This window comes from Dyadobacter sp. UC 10 (assembly GCF_008369915.1).
In the GTDB taxonomy this organism is placed as follows: domain Bacteria; phylum Bacteroidota; class Bacteroidia; order Cytophagales; family Spirosomataceae; genus Dyadobacter.
Window position 1 is genome coordinate 812,470 of sequence record NZ_VSRN01000001.1, and the last position, 20,393, is coordinate 832,862.

At 48.1% G+C, this 20,393-nt stretch carries 12 protein-coding genes; 4 read left to right on the forward strand and 8 right to left on the reverse strand.

Features of this window, described 5'->3' with window-relative positions:
- Window positions 1–2: 2 nt before the first annotated feature.
- The 8 genes from FXO21_RS02995 to FXO21_RS03030 all read right to left on the reverse strand — a co-directional run bounded on the left by FXO21_RS02995 (window position 3) and on the right by FXO21_RS03030 (window position 13,705).
- Window positions 3–1,232, reverse strand: a complete 1,230-nt coding sequence (locus tag FXO21_RS02995) for a Pycsar system effector family protein (protein WP_149638708.1) — start codon at window positions 1,230–1,232, stop codon at window positions 3–5.
- 35 nt (window positions 1,233–1,267) lie between these two features.
- A complete protein-coding gene (locus FXO21_RS03000) occupies window positions 1,268–3,664 on the reverse strand; it encodes a GAF domain-containing protein (protein ID WP_149638709.1) in 2,397 nt (798 codons plus the stop codon).
- A 206-nt stretch (window positions 3,665–3,870) separates the two neighbouring features.
- The gene (locus FXO21_RS03005) at window positions 3,871–5,730 is read right to left on the reverse strand and encodes an SGNH/GDSL hydrolase family protein (RefSeq protein WP_192579155.1); all 1,860 of its coding nucleotides are present in this window, start codon (window positions 5,728–5,730) and stop codon (window positions 3,871–3,873) included.
- Between the two features lie 39 nt (window positions 5,731–5,769).
- The gene (locus FXO21_RS03010) at window positions 5,770–7,503 is read right to left on the reverse strand and encodes a RagB/SusD family nutrient uptake outer membrane protein (protein WP_149638710.1); all 1,734 of its coding nucleotides are present in this window, start codon (window positions 7,501–7,503) and stop codon (window positions 5,770–5,772) included.
- A gap of 19 nt (window positions 7,504–7,522) precedes the next feature.
- Window positions 7,523–11,083 carry a TonB-dependent receptor gene (locus FXO21_RS03015; RefSeq protein ID WP_149638711.1) on the reverse strand — a complete coding sequence of 1,187 codons (3,561 nt, stop codon included), beginning with the start codon at window positions 11,081–11,083 and terminating at the stop codon, window positions 7,523–7,525.
- Between the two features lie 176 nt (window positions 11,084–11,259).
- Entirely contained in the window at window positions 11,260–12,510 is a 1,251-nt protein-coding gene (locus FXO21_RS03020; RefSeq protein ID WP_149638712.1) for a FecR family protein, read from the reverse strand.
- Between the two features lie 100 nt (window positions 12,511–12,610).
- Window positions 12,611–13,237 carry an RNA polymerase sigma factor gene (locus FXO21_RS03025; RefSeq protein ID WP_225865546.1) on the reverse strand — a complete coding sequence of 209 codons (627 nt, stop codon included), beginning with the start codon at window positions 13,235–13,237 and terminating at the stop codon, window positions 12,611–12,613.
- Window positions 13,238–13,372: 135 nt separating this feature from the next.
- On the reverse strand, window positions 13,373–13,705 hold the full coding sequence (locus tag FXO21_RS03030) for a YegP family protein (protein WP_149638713.1): 333 nt from the start codon (window positions 13,703–13,705) through the stop codon (window positions 13,373–13,375).
- Between the two features lie 329 nt (window positions 13,706–14,034).
- Here FXO21_RS03030 and FXO21_RS03035 point away from each other — a divergent pair, with 329 nt between their 5' ends.
- The 4 genes from FXO21_RS03035 (at window position 14,035) to FXO21_RS03050 (ending at window position 20,392) form a co-directional block, all read left to right on the forward strand.
- A complete protein-coding gene (locus tag FXO21_RS03035) occupies window positions 14,035–14,745 on the forward strand; it encodes a hypothetical protein (protein ID WP_149638714.1) in 711 nt (236 codons plus the stop codon).
- Between the two features lie 210 nt (window positions 14,746–14,955).
- Entirely contained in the window at window positions 14,956–15,540 is a 585-nt protein-coding gene (locus FXO21_RS03040; RefSeq protein ID WP_149638715.1) for an RNA polymerase sigma factor, read from the forward strand.
- A 74-nt stretch (window positions 15,541–15,614) separates the two neighbouring features.
- Entirely contained in the window at window positions 15,615–16,799 is a 1,185-nt protein-coding gene (locus FXO21_RS03045; protein WP_149638716.1) for a FecR family protein, read from the forward strand.
- Window positions 16,800–16,849: 50 nt separating this feature from the next.
- Window positions 16,850–20,392, forward strand: coding sequence for a TonB-dependent receptor (locus FXO21_RS03050; RefSeq protein WP_149638717.1), 3,543 nt, complete (start codon window positions 16,850–16,852; stop codon window positions 20,390–20,392).
- The last annotated feature ends 1 nt before the right edge of the window (window position 20,393 follow it).

A 20,393-nucleotide genomic window follows, 5' to 3' on the forward strand; every position in this document is an offset into this window, starting at 1 on the left:
AATCAATGCTCGAAAAGTGCGGAAGCAAGCACGAAGGCAATCACGGATATGACTATACCGAACATGAACACATTGTAAGCAACGCGCAGCAGCCTGTATTTTCTGCCCAGGACAACGCCCTGGGAATATACGTCCTTGGTCAGACTTCCATAAAGGAACTCGCGGTCGTTCATCATGCGCTGCATACCACTCGAATAGTCCTGATAAGACATCCGGTAAAAATTCCCGAAGAAAAGCAGGTTCACATTTTTGGTATCAATATCCTCCTGCGTGAACGTGCCGTGTGGGATCGTGGGGCGGGTGGAAAGAATGGAAAAAACCATGGTAACCATGCAAACAGTCAGCAAAAGCATGGTCGGAACGATCAGATAGGTATTGTCTTCCAGTTTCCGGATCAGGACACTGAGCAGGACGGAGATGATAATAGAGGTGGTTGTGATCATGATATGTGCCTTGTTATCAGCCATATCGCTTAGCCTTTGATGGTTATTGGAACTGATCCTGAACATGGTCTCAATCCCTTTGTCCGGACGGTCGCTTTTTTGTTTTTTAATGTCGGAAACATCCGGTGTGGTATCGGAGGTTAATGGCTCGGGAGCTGCTTTTCTTACTGGTTCTTCAACTATTCCCGAAGTTTCCTGCTCTTTTTCTTTCAGTTTTTCAAGGTTCTTTTGCTTTTGTTTACTGAGCAGGTCGCGGCAGTAATCGGTATGGAATGTATGCGATTCCAGCAATGCAATGGCGCTTTTTCGCCATTGCGCCTTATCTATCTTCTTACCTGCACGCTGCTCCGCTTCCTTGCGCACAAGCTTGTTCCACTCGGGAAACTCTTGCGTTCCGAAATGGAACACATCGGCGTCGCACACGACTTCCTGAAGGAAATTCTGCGGGTTTTGCGGCCAGATAGTCGCCAGGATACACCCCTCCACTTCTGAAATAATGTGTTCGTCTACCCCTTCGGCTAGCAGGAATTCGGCAGCCATCGCTGCCCCCCTTTGTTCGTGACCAGCAGCCTGGCCGCTGCTGTAACCTGTATCATGAAACCAGGCCGCTGTTACCACAATGAAAGTTTCCTTATCATCCAACTGGTAATGGTCCGCGATTCTCACCGCATTGGCCACAACAGCTTCGGTATGGGCCAGATTATGATAACTCAGCTGCGCCAGTTCTTTTGTACCAAAAAAATGCCGGACGTGATGCCTGACCTTATCTAGCCGATGGTTGTAATTCATAAAATGTCAGTTTTAATGGCGCACTTCATTTTGCATCAGATCCATTCGGAGTCGAGGTTCACGCCGATCCTGAGCGCCTTCAACCCCGTAACACCCTGTAGTTCTTCCAGGTCAAAAAATTCCAGGTCGTTATTCAAAGTGTTTTTTTCCTGTAAATACCGGATATAACCTACGTATTCTTCGGCTGATTTACTATTGAAATACACCAGCGCTATTTTGCCTGGCTGGGTAAGGCGTTCACCTGTCCCCTTCACGTGCACTTTGTCAATGCGTTTTTTAATGACCTGATACCGGATATTGTAAGCGCCTTCCACATCAAACCTGCGCTCGTCGTCACGGAAATTGATGTCGATACTGCCGGAGTTGATGAAGATCAACTGCGTGGTTTGCAGCGGCCTATCCATTTGCGAAATGAGCGAATTGGTAATTTTCGCAATGGCTGCCATGGAGGTCAGTTGCCACAGACGGATGTTTTTGAGATATAACTCACTGAACTTTTTCTGTGGCTCGATAGATTGCCCGATGTAAATATCATATTCGATTCCGTCGGTCCTGAATTTCTCAAAATAACACGGATAAGACTGCTGGATTTCCTTCCTGAACAAATCCAGATACAGATTAACGGACGAATTCACCTTCTGCATCGAAGCTTCCAGCGCACGCCGGTTTGAGTAAGCAGCCCCTGTTTGCTCATCTGTTACTTCGAAATATTTATCAATAACATCAGCCAGCTCGTCTTTTTCTTCGCCGGAAGCGTCCAAAACTGACTGGGAAACCCTTGTTTCTTTAAAATGAATGAGGAACGGGTGCGCTTCATGTTCGAGAAAATCGCGGACACGCATTTCATCACTGTCCGTGCTTTCATCGTCGATTTCCTGGATCCATTTCCTGCATTTATAGATCATTTCATCAGCCAGCCCGAAACCCGATTCCTGCTTTAACTTCGTAAAGGTTTTTATCAATAAGTCAAATTGTAAGTGCAGGTCATCCCTCAGCGCAGCATTTCGCTCCAGTGTAGAATTTCTGATATCAATGGCGCCATATAGCGGATACACATCGCGGAACTGGATGGCTTCGATAGTCGGGGCAGGCAGTTTCAGCGATTTGTCGCGCAGATAATGCCAGGCCGTTTCCCGGAACCGCCATTGCACTGCAGGCTGTAAGGAGGTGAATTTTTCCCTGATGACATTATCGATCTCCACATTGAATTCTTCAATGTAATACTTCATCATCTGACCGATGAACGGAAGTGCCGCATCCAGCCGCGCCAGCACGCGCTCGTCAATCGCCTCTTGCGACCTGGAATACACTTCCAGGACGCCGATAGCCTTTCGATCGTAATAAACCGGCAGCAGGGCGTAAGATTCCACGCCATCGGCCTTCAATATACGGATGAAATCCTGCCTGCTGTCGTCCTCCAAAGCCAGGTTTCGCATCAGCACTACCTTTGGCGCCTGGAAATACTGGCTGGCCATGGACAGGTACATTTCTTCTGCCCGGTCGTCCACGAGCGCAGCGCTCATCAGTTTACTGAAAACCACCGTACTGCGGTCAAAAACCAGCTTGTTGTTGACCCGCAGAACTGGCAATAGTCCGAAATCAATGTCCGGGTTGCAGGCCAGCATTTGCAAGGCGGCCGTCACGTTCCTGAAATAGGTGTTTGCGTCATAGGAAGCCCGGTCGAGGATCGCGTTTTTGATATTATCGACGGCATGCTCAGGGGTTACATCGGTGAGCATGATCACCGAAAAGCCCTCAAAACGAAATGACGACAACGGCAACAGGCGCGCCAGTACAGTTATATCATCCGATTCCTGTAACTCCTTCCGTATTTCTTCCAGATCGATTTCGGGCAGACTGCCTTTGGCATATACGTCAGCAAACCGGGTATCCAGATGGGCGCGGTAATATCGCTTCAACCTTGTTTTGTCATCGTCCAGCGCAATGATCAAATCGTTTTCATGCAAGGGTGGGAAGTCGTAAAGCCGTTCCAGGATAAAGGAATACAGCTTTTTCATTTTCTGCTTCACATTGAGCCCCGTTTTGTCGGCGATCTCGCACCGGACATCGCCCGAACTGTCGGTCATCAGGTTGTAGAAACCTGATGTTCCGTAAAATACGACCGGACTGACAGGCGTACTGAGTGCCCAAAAAACTTCTTCTTCATTTGTAACGGGTGGCATTAGCATGCCATAAACCAAACTTAATTCTTCTCTGAAATCCGCAATATTGTTAATATCGATGTCTGCGGAAAACGCCGGATTTGACCGCAGCCTGTCCAGCACCATAGAGAAGAAAGTTTTTTTGACTGTTTTTTCCTGTCCTGCTTTTTCTTCCAGAAAGTTGATAAAATTTCTGAAAGAGATGGAAGAGTCGATTTTCTGGAGACCGAATGGTGCATCTTGGATTACATCAATAATAGTCGGTTCCATTATTATTTTATTTACAGCGCGCTGAGTGAATGAACAGCCGTCAAAAATCAGCGTTTTTGTTGAATTGCCAATGTTAAATCTGAATTACACTTTAATAAAAGGCTGTGCGGGTTTACACGTCGCTATTGTGTTTTTCCCTGAAAGAACAAGCTGGTTTCACATTTGGTTTTACAGGGTAATGAAATATTGGCAAGTATCCGGCGCAGTTATTCAGTTTGCGCTAATTTGAGTAGCTTCAATGCCTCTGCATTGTCGGGATCGATTGCCAATGACCTGCTAATGTATTGACGGGCTACCTGGATATTGGCAAATTTGAGATAGCCGGCAGCCAGCTGATTGCTCAGATATACGTTTGAGCTATCCTTTTTGAATTTCTCTTTCAAAGCAACCAGCGGCTCTACGAAAGTCAATAACTCATTTAAGCTGAACTTTGATTGATTGTTTGCAGCTGCAAATTGAATGTACGGCAATGCAGCATCCGGCCGGTCTGCTTTCAGGAGCGCGATAAAAAGCTGTTTGGCGCGATCGAAATTGTTTTCCTTACGGAATGCGTGGGTCAGGTACACGATTCCCTTTTCGTTTTTATTACTTGCTAAAAACAGCTTCCCGGCCTGATCGTAAAATGCCAGTTCAAGCGGATTTTCGAGAATCTGCGCTTCTATTACTTTGAGCGTGGCGGCCGTATCCAGATTTTGGGCATAATAATTACGCAGCCGGCCCATTGCTTCCGCCCAGGAAATCTGCTTTACAGCCAAAGCTCCTGCAAGCTGTTCTTCCACGGTTTTCCGACGCTTTTCCTCTGGCGGCATGGGTACGTTAAAAGGCCATCCTTCCTTTAATATCATTACCTCAAAAACTCCTTTCAGCGAATCCACCGCGGTGACAGGCATTTCTAACCTTAATTTATCAAAAGAAAGCTCCTGTTCACTGGAAGGAATTATACCGCTTTTTTTCATAGCCTGGTAAAATGCTTCTGAAAGCAGCCCGTACCCATACAAGCTCGGATGGACGTGATCCACAAGCAATTCGGCACCCAGAATGCCATGCGCTGAATGCTGTTCAAAACATGTTTTTGTATCCACAAGCTTGACGCTGCTGTACTTTCCCGGAAGCGCATCAATGGCTGCATTGATTTCACGCGGGGCTCTGAATCGTAAAACATCCAGCTCGCTGGCTTGCCTGTACGCTTCTTTTGCCTTTCTAAAATCCGTTTGTGCATATAGTTTATTCCCGGCTTCGTAATGAAAATCAGCGGAGACATCCGCGCCGCCGACGGCACTCATTAAAGGTTTGAGGTCCTTTTCGTTGGCGACAAGGTTACTGATAAAAACGGGCACTTTCCGATCGTTGAAAATTGCACAAAGTGCATTCATATTGGTCGTAAATTGTGAAATCCCGGCCCGATAACCCTTAGACCCGTAAGGGATTTGCTGGTCGGACGCCATTCGCTTCATCAGGTTTTCACGCAGGTCAATTTTTGATCCCGAAAACAAATCAGCGACTCCGGATATAGCAGCCGAGCATAACTGTACCATCCGAAATTGCCGCAGCCACATCAAAAGCCGGGTTAATGCAATATGGCTGTTTCCCGAGCCGACACCCATCGCACCGTAATATTCATTATGCCCGGTGTAAACCAGTACGGCATCAGGTTCATAATCGACGATGGTTTTGGCAAAATCCAGAACTGTATGCGAGTTGACGGCAGTAAGTGAAAGGTTGATCAGCTCAAAATCCTTCTCAGGAAATGTATGCATAAGCCGGTACTGCAGCCAGCGGTGAAACGAGCCGTTGTGCATGTAAGGATAACCAATGGTTGTAGATTCTCCCAATACAAAAATCCGGAAAGTGCCTGGCGGCTTTTTCTCGCTGAAAGCCTCAAAATTGCCAATGGTGGCATTTTGCTGCCGCGAAAAGTATTTTTCGGAAACATGCTGATTCATCACCAGGTAACCTTTTCGCATCGGGTCTTTTATGAAAAGACTTAAATCATGACCATAACCAGCCAAACGCAATACAAACTCTATCACCGCGAGCATGGCCATCGGTGATAGAATTGTAATCATTTTTAAAACCAATTCGCGTTTTCTGGTCATTTCGATCAGTTAATAACCCGGATTCTGGCGCATATTGGCGTTGGCATTGATCTCATTGATGGGTATAGGCTGCGCATAATCAGTTGGGTCCCACTGGATCGTTCCGCCGCGGATTTTTTGATAGTATGCTGCTTCCTTATCGCCGATTTTCCAGCGGCAAACGTCAAACCACCAGTTGAATTCGCCAAAGAACTCGGCCCAGCGCTCGTATTTAAGGGGATCATTTTTCAGCACATTGTCGGGTGCTTTGGTAACGTCAGTCAGGCTCTTATAGTCGACAGGCGACGGTGCGTCCACCGGGTAATTGTAGGCACGCCGCTTTACCTTGTTAATGTATTCAAGGGCCGTCGCATTGTCCCCGGTTTTGGCCAGCGTTTCGGCATACAGGAGATAAATGTCAGCCAGCCGGAGCCAGAGAATATTGGAACCGTTTGCCCTGTTGATCTCCAGTTCGGTGCCCGCCAGGTTGATATATTTCCGAAAGCTCCATGCTTCCATATCCAGCTCGGTAACGTCCAGATAATGCGAAACTGGCTTTTTGGCACCTGCTACTATCATGGAATCCACATAAGGCTGCAAGCACGCGACCCATAACCTCGGGTCTACGGTTTTGTTCGCCCTCGCTGCAACCGATTTTGTAATGTAGGCCTTATCCACGTTTGCAATGTTCGGGGTTGTCGTGCCGGCGGGAAAGTAATGTCCGAGGTCGAAACCAAAACGGGCAATATTTTTGGCGTGCGGAAATACGTTCGACCACGCGGACGCAATGGGTGTGCCCGTCGGGCCAACATAAGAGGGAGCTGTCAGCGTTGCCATCATAGATCCCATTGAAAGGTCATTTGCACCCGGGTAGGTCATATCCACATTCATATTGAGCTCATACAAAGACTCCGAATTGAATTCGTTCTGTCCATTGAACATGGTTTTGTAGGTTTCAAAAGACACCAGTGACTTGCCGCTTTCTTTTATAACATTGCTTAGATAAGTCTTTGCATCGGTCCAGTTTTCAGTATACACATATACTTTCCCCAAAAACCCCTTCACGGCCCATTGGCTGACCTTATGCTTGTCTGTCGCCGACGTCCAGTTTTTGCCTTCCAGCAAGGATTCAGCTGCTTTCAGATCGCTGATAATGAAATCCCAGCCTTCCTTTACAGTAGACCTTGTCACCTGTGTTTCGGTGAGATCAGCAGCAACTTCTGTAATGATCGGTACGCCCATCTTTTCATCGCCTGCCCCGTTTACAATAAAACTTTCGCCCCAAAAACTCAGCAGGTAAGAATAATACCAGGCCCTTAAAAACAAGGTTTGTCCCTTAATGAGCTGGATACTGGCCTTATCTGCCTCGGATGCGGTCGCATTTAACCGATCTGCCGCAGCCAGCAAAGTGTTGCTGCGCTGAACGCCCCGCCATAAATCCGGCCAGATCTGTATCAGAAAGTTATCGCTTGGCAATGCATTGTTCTGCCCCATTTGGATCCAGTTGGGCGAACCCTGCCAGCTGAGGTCGGTCGTGTGGTCCCAGAGATGCGTACTGTAAGGACCCATCGCCCGGCCGAACACGCCGCCGGCGTGTTGTGTGGCGTAAACACCGGTAAGCAGTTGTTCCAGATCAGCGACGGTTGCCGGGTAACTGCTGGTAGAGATAGCCAGCGGATTATCGACATTCACGAATTCTTCTTTGCAGGAAGCCAGCCCCAACAGGATGGTAGCAGCAAGCAATATTTTTATTAATATGTTCATTATCAGGAAAGTTTTGATTTTAGAAACTCATATTCAAGCCCAATGAAAGCAGCATGCTCCGGGGATAGGAAAAGATCGTATCGATCCCTCTGGCAGTGGTGCCATTTCGCCCCAAAACCTCCGGATCGAGGCCCGAGTATTTGGTGAATGTGAGCAGGTTCTGCCCTTGCACATAAATTTTCAGATCGGAAATTTTCACCGATTTGGTAATGCTGCCCGGGACCGTGTAGCCGATCTGCAGGTTTCTGAGTTTCAGAAAAGAGCCATCTTCCACAAAATAGCTCGAAATACGGCCATAGTTGGAGTTTGGATCACGCGCAAATGCGCCAGCGGGGTTCTTCACCCCTACCCGTGGACTGCTGGTCAGGCCATTTCCGTTGAAAAACGAGGCATTAAATATATCCTTTGTCGTATTGTAATCACCATATAGATATTCAGTAAAATATTTGTTGCCGTTATAAACATCCACACCCTGAATTCCCTGGAACAGCGCGGTCAGTTCCAGGCCTTTCCATCCCAGATTTAATGTTAAGCCGTAGGTCAGTTTGGGCCATGGATTACCAATGAAAACACGGTCCGCAGTCGTGATCCTGCCGTCACCGTTGGCATCACGGAATTTCAGATCCCCTGCTGAGGTCCCGGAATTCTGGTAAAAAATACCGGTAGAACCCGCCTGCTGCTGGGCGCGCTCATTCAGGCTTGCCACCTCATCGGTCGACTGGAAAATACCCTCTACTTCATAACCAAAAAACTGGCTCATCGGGTGGCCGATCTGCGTGCGTCCTGCTGGCCCGTCCAGGTCGTTTCCAGCCGCTCCGTCACTGATCGGATTATTGTTATTCCCGTCCAGTTGCTTCACCAGATTTTTGTTAAATGATGCATTCAACGCAACAGAATAGGTAAACTGTCCTTTTCGTCCGCGGTAATCTGCCGCGAGTTCAAGTCCCTTATTACTCATCTGACCAATGTTTGTAAAAACAGATGTGAAGCCAAAACCCGTTGATTGCGGAATTGGAACTGCGTAGATCATGCCCTGTGTCTGACGGCTGTACCAGTCAATGGTCAGGTTAACGGCATTTTTGAATAGACCAATATCTATCCCGAGGTCGGTCTGCAGCACGGATTCCCATTTAATATTCTGGTTGGCCAGCTGTGCGGTGAGCGCGTAACCTTTGGACCTGCTGCCATCGGGCAGTCCCTGCGAGTTGGTCCCACCGGTGCCGCCATAGGACGATTGGTACGTGTACTGAGGAATATTGCTCGTGCTGCCCAGCTTCCCATAGCTGGCGCGGATTTTCAGATTGGAAACATAGGAAACATTGTCCCGCATGAAATCTTCCTCACTAATTTTCCAGCCAACGGATGCCGAGGGAAATACCCCCCACTTATTAGCCGGACCGAAGCGGTCGGACCCATCGCGGCGAACGGTTGCCGATATCAGGTATTTATTGGAAAAAGTATAGTTCACACGACCAAACTGGGACAACAGGCGCGTCTGCGGAAAGTCACCGCCCATGGTCACATAACTGCTCGGATTGTTGGACAACCCCAGATTATAGGTTACATACGGAAAGCCCTGCGCTTCGCCCCGCAGCGTGCTGCGATCCGACTTATAGGCCTCATAACCCGCCATTATTTTAAAATCATGCTGACCGAGGATTTTTGCATAAGTCAACACAAAATTAGCTGTCAAATTGCGCTGGTTGTTGATATCGCGGCTCAGGGAAGCAACGCGATTGGCAACAATTCCGTAATCAAAAGCCTCATTAAAACGCATATTTTTCTCATTATACACAGATGCACCGAATGTTGACCGAAAGTTAAGGCCCGAAAAAATCTGCCAGTCCGCGTACACATTGCCTTCCAATGCATAAGTCTGATTTTTCATGTGACTCTGATATTCCTGTCCGACGATGTTCGGCCCACCAAAAAAGCTGCCTGTCTTTGCCCAACCGCCATAGGAATTTGCCGGATCGTAAACGCCCACAACCGGCGCGGTGCGAAACGGATAAGTGGTATTTACAGTTGGGTTGGTTTCTGTCATCCAGGCGTAAATCGTTTCTCCAACCTTGAATTTTGAATTAATCTGATAGTCCGCATTCGACCGCAGGCCATATCTTTTGAAATAATTATCAATAATCGTCCCACCTTCTTTCTGATAATTGGCCGAAAGATAATAGTTGGTTTTCGCGGTGGCCCCTGACAGCGAAAGCGAGTAACTCTCCTCCTTTCCGTTGGTATACAATGCATCAATCCAGTCATGGTCCGGCAGGCTGGCCGGGTCGCCCCAACTGTTGGTTGCTACGCCAAATGCGTTTTTGGCAGCAAAATAATCGGCCGTATTGAGCAGTTTATACTGATTTACGGGCTTTCTCACCCCATAGTAAGCATTGAAATTAATGCTCATTTTATCAGTGCTAGTGCCTCGTTTCGTTGTTACAAGTACTACCCCGCCCGCTGCCTGCGCGCCGTAAATGGCAGCTGCACTTGCATCTTTCAGGATCTCGATGGATTCTACATCCTGCAAGTTAAAATTATTGCCCGCCGACATTCTGATCCCATCCACAATGTAAAGTGGCGACATGCCGCCAATCGACCCGATACCCCGGATCACAATGTCAGAAGCAGCGCCCGGCGATCCGTCATTTCTGGTTACCTGGACACCGGCGGCTCGTCCCTGCAAAGCTTCGTTCACACTTCTTACAGGCAGACTTTTAATTTCCTCAGCTTTCACAGACGATACCGAACCGGTGAGATCAGAGCGCTTTTGCGTTCCATAACCCACCACAACCACTTCTTCCAGGGCCTTATTATCGACTTGCAGCACCACGTCGAGATTGCTCCTTCTCGCTACCGTGATTTCCTGAGAAATATAGCCTACAAAAGAAAAGATCAGCACGGCATCCGCGTCGGTGATATCAATACTAAAAGCTCCTTTTGCGTCCGTAGAAGTTCCTCGCTGCGTTCCTTTCTGGACAATGTTCACGCCAGCCAGGGTCTCGCCCTTACCATCGGTAACTTTACCGCTTACGGTGATGTCAAACAATGTTTCTGCCTTGATCTTTTCCCGCATTACATCTGCCATCCGGCTTTTCAAACCCGGGTCGGGCAAATATAAAACCGGTTCTATCAGGCCGGCCTCGTCCCGGGACTTTTTGTGAACCTCCTTTTTCTTTTTGACAATAATGGTCTTGTCCACAATATTATAGGTCAAAGGCTGACCTGCAAAACAAGCGTCCAGCACCTCTTTCAGCGGGGCATTGGTCACCTTAATGTTCACCTTTTCAGCCTCTTCGAGCATTTGAAGATCGCATATGAAAAGATAACCTGTTTGCTTCCGCACAGTTTTCAGTACTTCCAGTAAAGAGGCGTCCTTTTTTTGCATGGAAACCTGCTGGGCGTAAGATCCTTCGGCCAACACCTGCATGGTACCAATCAGGAACAGTAACGCGGTTATTCTCATGGTAAGGAATACTTTGCCAAGATCAATTTTGCTATCTATGGCATAACGGGCCTTCATGGAACGATATATAATATACGTCCCCCGGAAGGCGGTTTTGCCCTTGTATACAAATTTCATATTTTTGTATGCTTGATTAAGTTAATGTATCGTTCTCCAATGATCTTTGAACCAATCAGGTTTCGGTCGGATGCGGTTGCAACGTATCCGGCCTTTTTATTGATTGGGTTGAAGCGCTTTCAGGAAGTATCCACTGATTTCATAGAACAGTTCAGGGTTAGTTTAGTCTTGATTTTTTACTCAATATGCTTGACCAGAATTTTTCGATCTTCAATCCGGAACTGGATACCGCCGGTCATTTCAAGCATTTTGAGGACCTCGGATACATTGTTTTTCTTTGAAATCGTCCCTACAAAGGCCATTTTGTCAACATTCCCCGCGTAAACTACATCCAGGTCATACCAGCGGGATATTTGCCGCATGATTTGCTTGATGTTGCCATTGAACTCAAAACGGCCCTCTTTCCAGGACACGACGCTTTCCGTATCGACCATATTGACGGCGATTTCCTTGGGTTTGCCGCCCGGGACACTGGCTTGCTGGCCCGGTTTCAGTATTTTGGCCACATTTCCTTTTTCAACCTTCACAGATCCTTCCAGCAAGGTAGTCTCCATGGTAGGTTCGTCGCCATAAGAGGAAACATTGAAATGCGTTCCCAAAACGGTTATGTCCATATCTTTTCCACCCTGATGTTTGTCCAGGACCTTCACGTGAAAAGGCTTTTTCTTGTCTGGCTCTATCTCGAAATAGATTTCCCCGCTCATTTCCACATCACGCTGGTTACCGGAAAACAGCGTAGGATATTTCAAACTGGAACCTGCATTCAGCCATGCGCGCGAACCATCAGGCAAAACCACTTTATACTGACCGCCCAACGGTGTTTTTAAAACATTGTACGCTGCCTGCCCCGGCCCGTCCCCCGCTCTATTGTAGCTGATTTCCCCTATTGATTTATTAATGGTAACACCAGCTTGTTCAATGAGGTTTTGACTTGTAACCTTCGTAAGATCAACCGTTTGACCATTGCCTAGTATTAATGTCGCTTTGTTTCCTCCTGCTGGTACATCCTGCCCGTAAATGCTCGCCATCGCAGGGGCCTGCTCTTTAATTTTTCCTTTTTTATTCATCCACTCATATCCGCCATACACGAGTAATAATGCAAGCGACGCAGCCACAAGTCTGAAAACCCATAATGGCCGTACACGCGACGGTGGCTCATTCTCTCCGGTTTGTTCATTTATACTATTGCCAAAATCGGGCCTGGAATTGACTGTAGCAGTGAAAATAGAGCTAAGAATATCGTCGGCCGTGTCTTCCGCCAGTCTGTCCCCCGAATCGTCACGGCGAATGAAACCGTCAATTAACCTGTTGATTTGTTCACGGTTTTCTTCCAGCAATATCAATGTCATCAATTCATCCCGCTCCGCTTCGGTTACGTTTTTCTGACAGTACCGAAAAAACAAATCTTCAAGGCGTTGGTTTGGCATATGCATTTAAAGCTAATGGCTGATTGGTATCATACCTTCGACCATAAAGACGCGCGCCGACCTGCTTTGGGTGACAATGAGACAAAAAAAAGTTTAAAAATTAATTTAGCAGGAAAAACAGGAGCCAGGAAACAGAGATGTCCAGCTTCAACTTAGTGTAAGCTCTGATATGCCGTAGGGCGCGTGAGAGGTGGGTTTTAACAGTTTCGGAAGAAATTTGAAGCATTTTAGCGATTTCGTCCCTTTTTAATTCCTGTTCCTTACTTAGCAAATAAATCTGCTTTTGCTGGGCAGGAAGCATATTCACGGCCTGCTGCACAATCGCCTCAATTTCCTGGTCCATGATCCGGTCATCGGTCGTATTCTCATAGAACGGCATATGAAGTTCAAGGTCAGTAACAAGCTTTTGCTGCCGTGCCGCTTTTTTTAATGCAGAAAAAACATGGTTACGGGTGGTGATAAACAGGTAATCCTCGAAGTCGTGAATGCCGGACAGCATTTCTTTTCTAACCCAAAGTTTGAGAAAAATATCCTGTACAACTTCCTCAGCAACAAACGCGGAGCCCGTAAGACGAAACGCAGCCGAGTAAACCTTGTCGCGGTAAAGATGAAACAATTCGGCGAAAGCTTTTTCGCTACCCGAAGCCACTTTTGAAAGCAACTCTGTTCCGATATGTAACACATCTGTTTTCAATGGAATAAGGATAACTACCCCCAAATGTAACATTGCACCCGGACAATAGGAAAATTTTAGTATTTAATGTCAATATATTAGCTTACATGACGTCACCGGGTGCATGCCCAGACCTCTCCCCACAAAAAAAGAGGCATTAAGCCTCTCTCAAATGTACGTGGAAGTCAGCTACTTTGTTAAATCCTCTATTTCCTCGGTTTGCCCGTTTTTTTTAACTGACTCTATTCCGTTTAGCATGCCCGACCTGCTTTCATACATCTCACTGCTCCCAATTATTTGACCATTACCTGCTTTGAGTACAAAGTAAGGTTTTCCATTCGACGACTCTTTTTGTTCGTACCGACCGTCGTCAGGCGAATTCTTCTGCACCGACTCGATGCCGTTTTTACAGGCTGCCATGGTACTGTATCCTTCACTTGAAAGAATGTTTTGTCCGTTAGAGGCTTTTAGCTCAAACTGGAATTCTCCGTTTTTTCTGGTTTTGATCTCAAATTTGGCCATATGTGAAAGTGGTTAGTGATACCTCTAAAAGACCACTGACTTCCTTAGTTTACTCCAATCTGTCTTATCCCAAGTCATATAGCCGCCGTTTTTATAGCGATTATCATCTCGCGAATCGTAGATTTTCGAATAAGCTGGTGAAGCTCCCTGCCCCGCCGGGGCCAATGCCCCGAATGAACTATTCCTTGTCAGAAACCCGAAGCCGCGCTGCGGCTGAACCTGATGTCGCACCGGATGCTATTGATTTTAACGCTGACAATTCGTGTTCGCAGCAGCGTTGCTGGAACGGAAATTGATAAAGCTACTGCATTCATCAACATTTAATTAATATGAAAAAAATAACAACAGGTATTGCCGCACTCATGCTGATAGCAGGCGGCACGCTTTACGCCCAAAGCACGACCAATCAGACCAAGCCGAAAGAGGGAACAAATTCGACAACCCAGCAGGGTAACCAGACTCCCGAGACGCAAAATAACAGCACTACTAACAACGCCATCAATCCTACGGGACAGCGTAACAGTACGCACGGTAGTAATACTCCTCAAAGCAATAGCACGCAGGACAACTCAACTATGGAAAAGCAGAACAACAGTACTACCAATAACGCCATTAACCCTACGGGGCAGCGCGAGAGTAATACTAATCCGGCAACGCAAACCAATAGCAGTACGCAGGGTGCCAGCAGCAACAGTACCCAGTCTCAGGGCAGTAGTGCTGGCGGAACTTCGGCCTGGCCTCAGGCAACCGGTACAACAGGTGCTACTACACCCGAGTCACAAACTCCGGCCGTGGACAACACTAACAAGACAAGTAATCCCACCGGCACCCAGACTCAGGGTAATAGCGCGGGCGGCACATCTGCCTGGCCTCAGGCAACAGGCACCGCCGGCAGTCCGGTTCCTGCCAGCGAAACGGATTCAACGAAAAGCAACCTGAACGAAAGCACAGAGAACAACGACGCAGGGAAATCTGACATGTCGGATAAAAAGTCGAAAAAGAAACGGAAAGATAAAAAAAGCGCTTCCGATCCGGATTGACCGGAACAGAAGAGTGAAATAGCCCCTGCCCTGAATGGTCGGGGCTATTTTTTGAGTATCCCTGGCTAAAAACAGCATGGACATTTCATATGATTTTGCTACAAATCCGGCGACCACAGGACAAATATCTGTTAGTAGAATGAAAAATCTTCCGGCTTTGATTATATTCCCAAACTGACCCGAAACAAAGTAACAAAACACCACCACAGGATGCCCTACCTCACTGCTATGCATCGGGAAAACGAGATTTTGCAGCAGATAGCACAAGGCGACGAGCGGGCTTTTGCGGCACTTTTTAATCACTTTCACCAGCCGCTGGGTTTGCATATTTTCAAATTCACGAAATCAGAACAACTCGCCGAGGAAGTAGTGCAGGATGTATTCCTGAAAATCTGGCTTAACAGGGAACTTCTGGTGGGAATAGATAATTTCAGGGTGTATTTGTATGTGATTTCAAAAAATGCTGCACTGAACTGTCTGAAAAAAGTCGCCAACGAAAGCGCAAGGATTGTGGACCTCGACCCGCAGGCCGACACAATTGCGGCCGAAAACATAGAGGAAGATCATCGCTACCTGCTGATCGACGAGGCTATTGACCGGCTGCCGCCTCAGCAGAAACAGGTTTACCTGCTCAGGAGGCACGAGCGGCTGTCGTATCCGGAAATTGCCGCGCAAATGAAGATCTCCAAGGAAACGGTAAAGAAATACCTGCAAATCGCGACAGAATCAATTACTTCTCACATTCGCAAAAGATTGGTAATCAGCTTTTTGATTGCCGCCAAATATTTTTTTTAAAATAATTTCGAAACAATAGCCCCTTTCGCCCAGGCCGGTTGTCCTAATGGTGAAGGTTATCAAGCAAGAAAACAATGAATAATTCTGAGAGCCGGTTGCAGTATCTGATCGATCGCTACTATCATGGGGCCGCTTCCGAAACGGAAAAGGAAGAGCTCATGTCGCTCGTCCGCGAGGGAGGGCACGATGCGCTGCTCGAACAGTACATGAAGGACAACTGGTTGCATGTCAGCGAAGGCGAGATATTGTTTTCACAGGAAAAAAGCAGTGCGATCCTGCATTCGATCCTCGGTTCGGCCGGGCAGAAAAAGGCAGAAAAAACGACAATCCTCCGGCTCAACTGGGTGCGTTACGCGGCAGCGGCTGTGCTGGTGCTGGCGGGATTGGGAATTTGGTACAATGCCCAGAAAGGTGGGAATAAGCTGAATATTTTCGGACAACTTACCGAAGTTGCAGACGTGAAACCAGGCGGTAATAAGGCATTGCTCACCCTGTCCGACGGCTCGGCGATCGCCCTCGATGAAGTGGGAAGCGGTTTTGTGGCGCGGCAGGGCGACGCGGAGATCAGCAAGTCGCAGGAAGGAATATTGATTTACAATGCAAAAAACAATGTCAGTTCCAGTGAATTAACTATTAATAAAATAACAACCCCAAAAGGCGGACAATACCAGGTGCAGCTTCCCGATGGCAGTAAGGTCTGGCTGAATGCAAATTCATCTATTCGGTTTCCCTCGGTTTTTGCAGCCAATGAACGTAATGTGGAGATTACCGGCGAGGCTTACTTTGAGGTGGCCAAAAATAAGGATAAACCATTCAAAGTGAAGTTCAACCAATCGGAGGTGCTCGTATTAGGGACCAGTTTTAATATCATGGCCTACCCCGAGGAAGGCGCTTCCAAAACGACGTTGGTGGAAGGTTCGGTGTCCATTAAAAATGTAGATCAAAACGCAAAACTGAAACCTGGCCAGCAGGCGGCGGTACTATCTTCGGGGCAGATCAAAACCAAATTCACACCGGTGGAAGAGGCGGTTGCCTGGAAAAACGGGGAGTTCTATTTCCAGGACGCAAGTGTGGAAGAGGTGATGCGGCAGCTTTCGAGATGGTACAATGTGGAGGTGACTTACAAGGGCCAAATCCCGCTGAAACAGTTCTCAGGCCGCATTTCCCGGAAAGTAAACCTGTCAGAGATTACCGGCATGCTGCAATTTGCAGGAGTGAACTGCCGGATGGAAGAGAAAGAGATCATCATTGAACCCTGAGTGCGTATATAATACTACGTTAATACAAATTCCAAACCCTTAATTTTTTTATGAAAAATCACTACTTACCCTGCCCGGCAGGTCGTAAGCGGCTGTATCTTGCTGCAAAAATTCTATTTGCGATGACCCGGATAATGCTAGTGCTGATCGTGACGCTTTCGCATGTGGCGGCCGATGGATTTAGCCAGAAGATCTCGCTGAATGCCCGGAACGTCCCGCTTTCCAGTGTGCTTAAAACCATCGAAAAACAGACGAGCTATTTGTTCCTCTATGACAAATTGGATTTGCCAGGTACTCAAAAAGTGACTGTACAGATTAAAAACGCAGATATTGAGCAAACCCTCGGCGCCGTTTTCCGGGACGTGCCTGTCTCTTACAAAATATTCAATCAGAATATTGTATTAAAAAAAGTAGTGAGAAAGCAGCCGCAGGAAAGCGTGCAGCCCATGAAAACGCCGGAGATCAAACCCAGTGTCATTTTCAATCAACCTGCCATTGAAGAGCCGGCACCAAAGAGCATCGACCGGCTGCTTCGCGGAAAGGTGACCGACGAAAGCGGTAATGCATTTCCCGGTGTCAGCATTCTCGTAAAAAACTCCCAGACAGGCACTACCACTGATGCAGACGGTACATTCCGGCTCAATGTGCCCGATGCGCTGGCCGAAGCCGAACTGACCCTGATCGCCAGTTTTGTGGGTTATCAAAGTCAGGAAATCGCTGTGGGTAACCGCCAGGAGATCAATTTTAATATGTCGGTCGACACCAAGTCGCTGAATGATGTGGTGGTGATCGGTTATGGAACGCAGGCCAAGAGCAGCATTACCGGCTCGGTGGCTTCACTGCCGATCAAAAGCATTGCTAACCAACCTGTTACCAGTCTGGACCAGGCGCTGGGCGGACAGATCGCGGGGGTAAATGTAGCCCAAACCAAAGGCGCTCCCGGCGGTGGTGTTTCGGTGAGGGTAAGAGGTACCGGCTCGATCGGCGCAGGAAATGAGCCGCTTTACGTGATCGACGGTTTCCCGGTTTCAGCCGATTTCAACAGCTCCTTCAATGCACTTTCGACGATTAACCCCAGTGACATTGAGTCGATTGAAATACTGAAAGATGCCTCTGCGGCGGCGATTTACGGTTCGCGCGGCAGTAATGGTGTGGTGCTCGTTACCACCAAGAGGGGCAAATCCGGCAAATCGACCGTGACACTGGACGCTTATTTTGGCGTGCAGGAAGTGGCAGCTAAGATCGATATGCTTGACGCACGGGAATACGCCATTTTCAATACCGAGGCACGGAACAATGCATGGGTAGATCGCGGCGGTAATGCAAGCGACCCGAACAGTGCGAGGCCAGCCAACTTGCAAATCCCTGAAATGTTCCAGAACCCGCAATCGCTTGGCAAAGGTACCGACTGGCAGGACGAAGTTTTTGTAACCGCACCGATCCAGAATTACCAACTCTCGGTTTCCGGCGGAAATGATAAAACGCAGCTATTTCTTTCAGGAGCCTATTTCCGGCAGGACGGGATTGTGATGAACACAGGCTTCGACCGCTACTCGGCCCGCATCAATGTGGATCACAAAGTGTCGAAGCATGTAAAAATCGGCATGAACTTATCGCCTTCTTTTTCATCAAATAAATTGTTGCCCGTTGAAGATCAGGTCTTCACAGGCGGTATCCTTGGCTCGGCGCTTTCCCTGCCTCCTACCGTGCCGGTTTACAACCCCGACGGTTCATATACGACATTACTCGGCCCGTCTCCATTCAACCTGGGCGTGATCGACAACCCGGTTGCGATTGCCAATAAGATCAAGGACAAGAAGTCTTTTTTCAGGACGCTGGGCAATGTTTATGCTGAAATTGATATCATCGAGGGACTGAAATTCCGTACTTCTTTTGGCCTCGATTACGCCGACTCCCGCCAGGCTGCCTACTACCCTTCCGATCTGGGCTGGAACGGTGTTCCCGCGCCTGTGCAGGCAAGAGCAACCGCCGCTACCGCGCGTGACGTAAACTGGCTGAATGAAAACATCTTATCTTACAAAAAAACCTTCGGCGGAAAACACGAGCTGGACCTGCTGGCCGGTTTTACCTCTCAGAAAAACAAGTCTGAATACAATTCCCTCGCCGCCACCAACTTCCCTACCGACCTTGTGCCCACATTGAATGCGGGACAGGTAACTTCCGGCGGCACCGGCATTTCCGAATGGTCGCTGCTGTCGTACCTGGGACGGGTTAACTATACGCTTTCAGGTAAATATCTGCTTTCGGCCACAGTCCGCCGCGATGGTTCTTCCCGTTTTGGTTCAAAAAATAAATGGGGCACATTCCCGTCGGCTTCGGTGGGCTGGTTTTTGTCCGAAGAAAATTTCATGAAGGGCCAGCAGGTAGTGACGGATTTGAAATTACGCGCCAGCTACGGATTGGCGGGAAATAATACGATCGGAAATTATAACCACATTGGTCTGCTGACCAACCGCCGGTACAGTTTCGGGGCGGGCACGGGCAGCGTGGTTTACGGACTTTATCCCGGTTCCATTACGAACGAGCAGCTCGGCTGGGAAATGATGCACCAAATGGATATTGGTATTGATTTTGGTTTATTGAGAAACAGGCTGACGTTCACCATTGATTACTACAACAAAAACACCACCGACCTCCTGCTGAACGTGCCCGTGCCCGGCTCTACCGGTTACGAAACCGCGCTGCAAAACATCGGAAAGCTTAATAACCGCGGCTGGGAGTTTAGTGTGAATTCCAAAAATTTCACCGGCGCATTCAAATGGTCGACGAGCTTTAATATTTCTTTTAACAAAAATGAAGTAAAGAGACTCGGGCCATCGGGCAATGCGATCATCTCCAAAAGTCCTTCATTCAGCCCCAATACGCACATTACACGCATCGGCTCGCCGCTCGGCAGCTTCTGGGGATATGAGGCGATCGGTGTTTACCAAAATGCCGAAGATGTCAAAAACAACCCGGTCGTACAAGGCGGCGCAGGCTCGCGTCCGGGGGATCTTAAATTCCGCGATATCGACGGCGACGGCGTAATTACCCCGAGCGACGTAACGATTATCGGAGACAATAACCCCGACTTTTTCTACGGCATTACCAACAATTTCAGCTATGGCCCGCTGAGTCTCAGCATTCTGGCCGACGGTGTGCAGGGCATTCAGTTACTGAATGGTTCGAGACGGAACATTGGTCTGGTCAACGGAAGTTACAGCCGCGCCGACGTGCTCGGCCGCTGGCAATCGCCTGAAAATCCGGGCGACGGCCGCACACCCCGCGCGAATGTGTCGCCAACCGGCGGGAATGTGAGTTATGTGTCGAGCCTGCTGGTGGAAGATGCTTCTTTTTTCCGCATCCGCAATGTCAACCTGAGGTATGCGCTGCCTGAAAAGGCTTCCAAGGCCATTTTTATGCGGCAGGCAAGCGTGAGCCTTTCGGTGCAAAATGCGCTGACATTCACCAAGTATATGGGTTATAACCCCGAGCAAAGCCTGAACGGCAGCAGTTCGCTGACGCCCGGCGTGGATTTTAACGGCTACCCGCTGGCGCGGACTTACACTTTGGGCGTAAACCTGACCTTTTAAC

Excerpts from the sequence above, each read along its gene's own strand:
- FXO21_RS03005 (WP_192579155.1), bottom strand. The coding sequence starts at position 5,730 with ATGATTACAATTCTATCACCGATGGCCATGCTCGCGGTGATAGAGTTT.
- FXO21_RS03025 (WP_225865546.1), bottom strand. The coding sequence starts at position 13,237 with ATGTTACATTTGGGGGTAGTTATCCTTATTCCATTGAAAACAGATGTG.
- FXO21_RS03040 (WP_149638715.1), top strand. The coding sequence starts at position 14,956 with ATGCCCTACCTCACTGCTATGCATCGGGAAAACGAGATTTTGCAGCAG.
- FXO21_RS03015 (WP_149638711.1), bottom strand. The coding sequence starts at position 11,083 with ATGAAATTTGTATACAAGGGCAAAACCGCCTTCCGGGGGACGTATATT.
- FXO21_RS03035 (WP_149638714.1), top strand. The coding sequence starts at position 14,035 with ATGAAAAAAATAACAACAGGTATTGCCGCACTCATGCTGATAGCAGGC.
- FXO21_RS03045 (WP_149638716.1), top strand. The coding sequence starts at position 15,615 with ATGAATAATTCTGAGAGCCGGTTGCAGTATCTGATCGATCGCTACTAT.
- FXO21_RS03000 (WP_149638709.1), bottom strand. The coding sequence starts at position 3,664 with ATGGAACCGACTATTATTGATGTAATCCAAGATGCACCATTCGGTCTC.
- FXO21_RS03050 (WP_149638717.1), top strand. The coding sequence starts at position 16,850 with ATGAAAAATCACTACTTACCCTGCCCGGCAGGTCGTAAGCGGCTGTAT.
- FXO21_RS03030 (WP_149638713.1), bottom strand. The coding sequence starts at position 13,705 with ATGGCCAAATTTGAGATCAAAACCAGAAAAAACGGAGAATTCCAGTTT.
- FXO21_RS03020 (WP_149638712.1), bottom strand. The coding sequence starts at position 12,510 with ATGCCAAACCAACGCCTTGAAGATTTGTTTTTTCGGTACTGTCAGAAA.
- FXO21_RS02995 (WP_149638708.1), bottom strand. The coding sequence starts at position 1,232 with ATGAATTACAACCATCGGCTAGATAAGGTCAGGCATCACGTCCGGCAT.
- FXO21_RS03010 (WP_149638710.1), bottom strand. The coding sequence starts at position 7,503 with ATGAACATATTAATAAAAATATTGCTTGCTGCTACCATCCTGTTGGGG.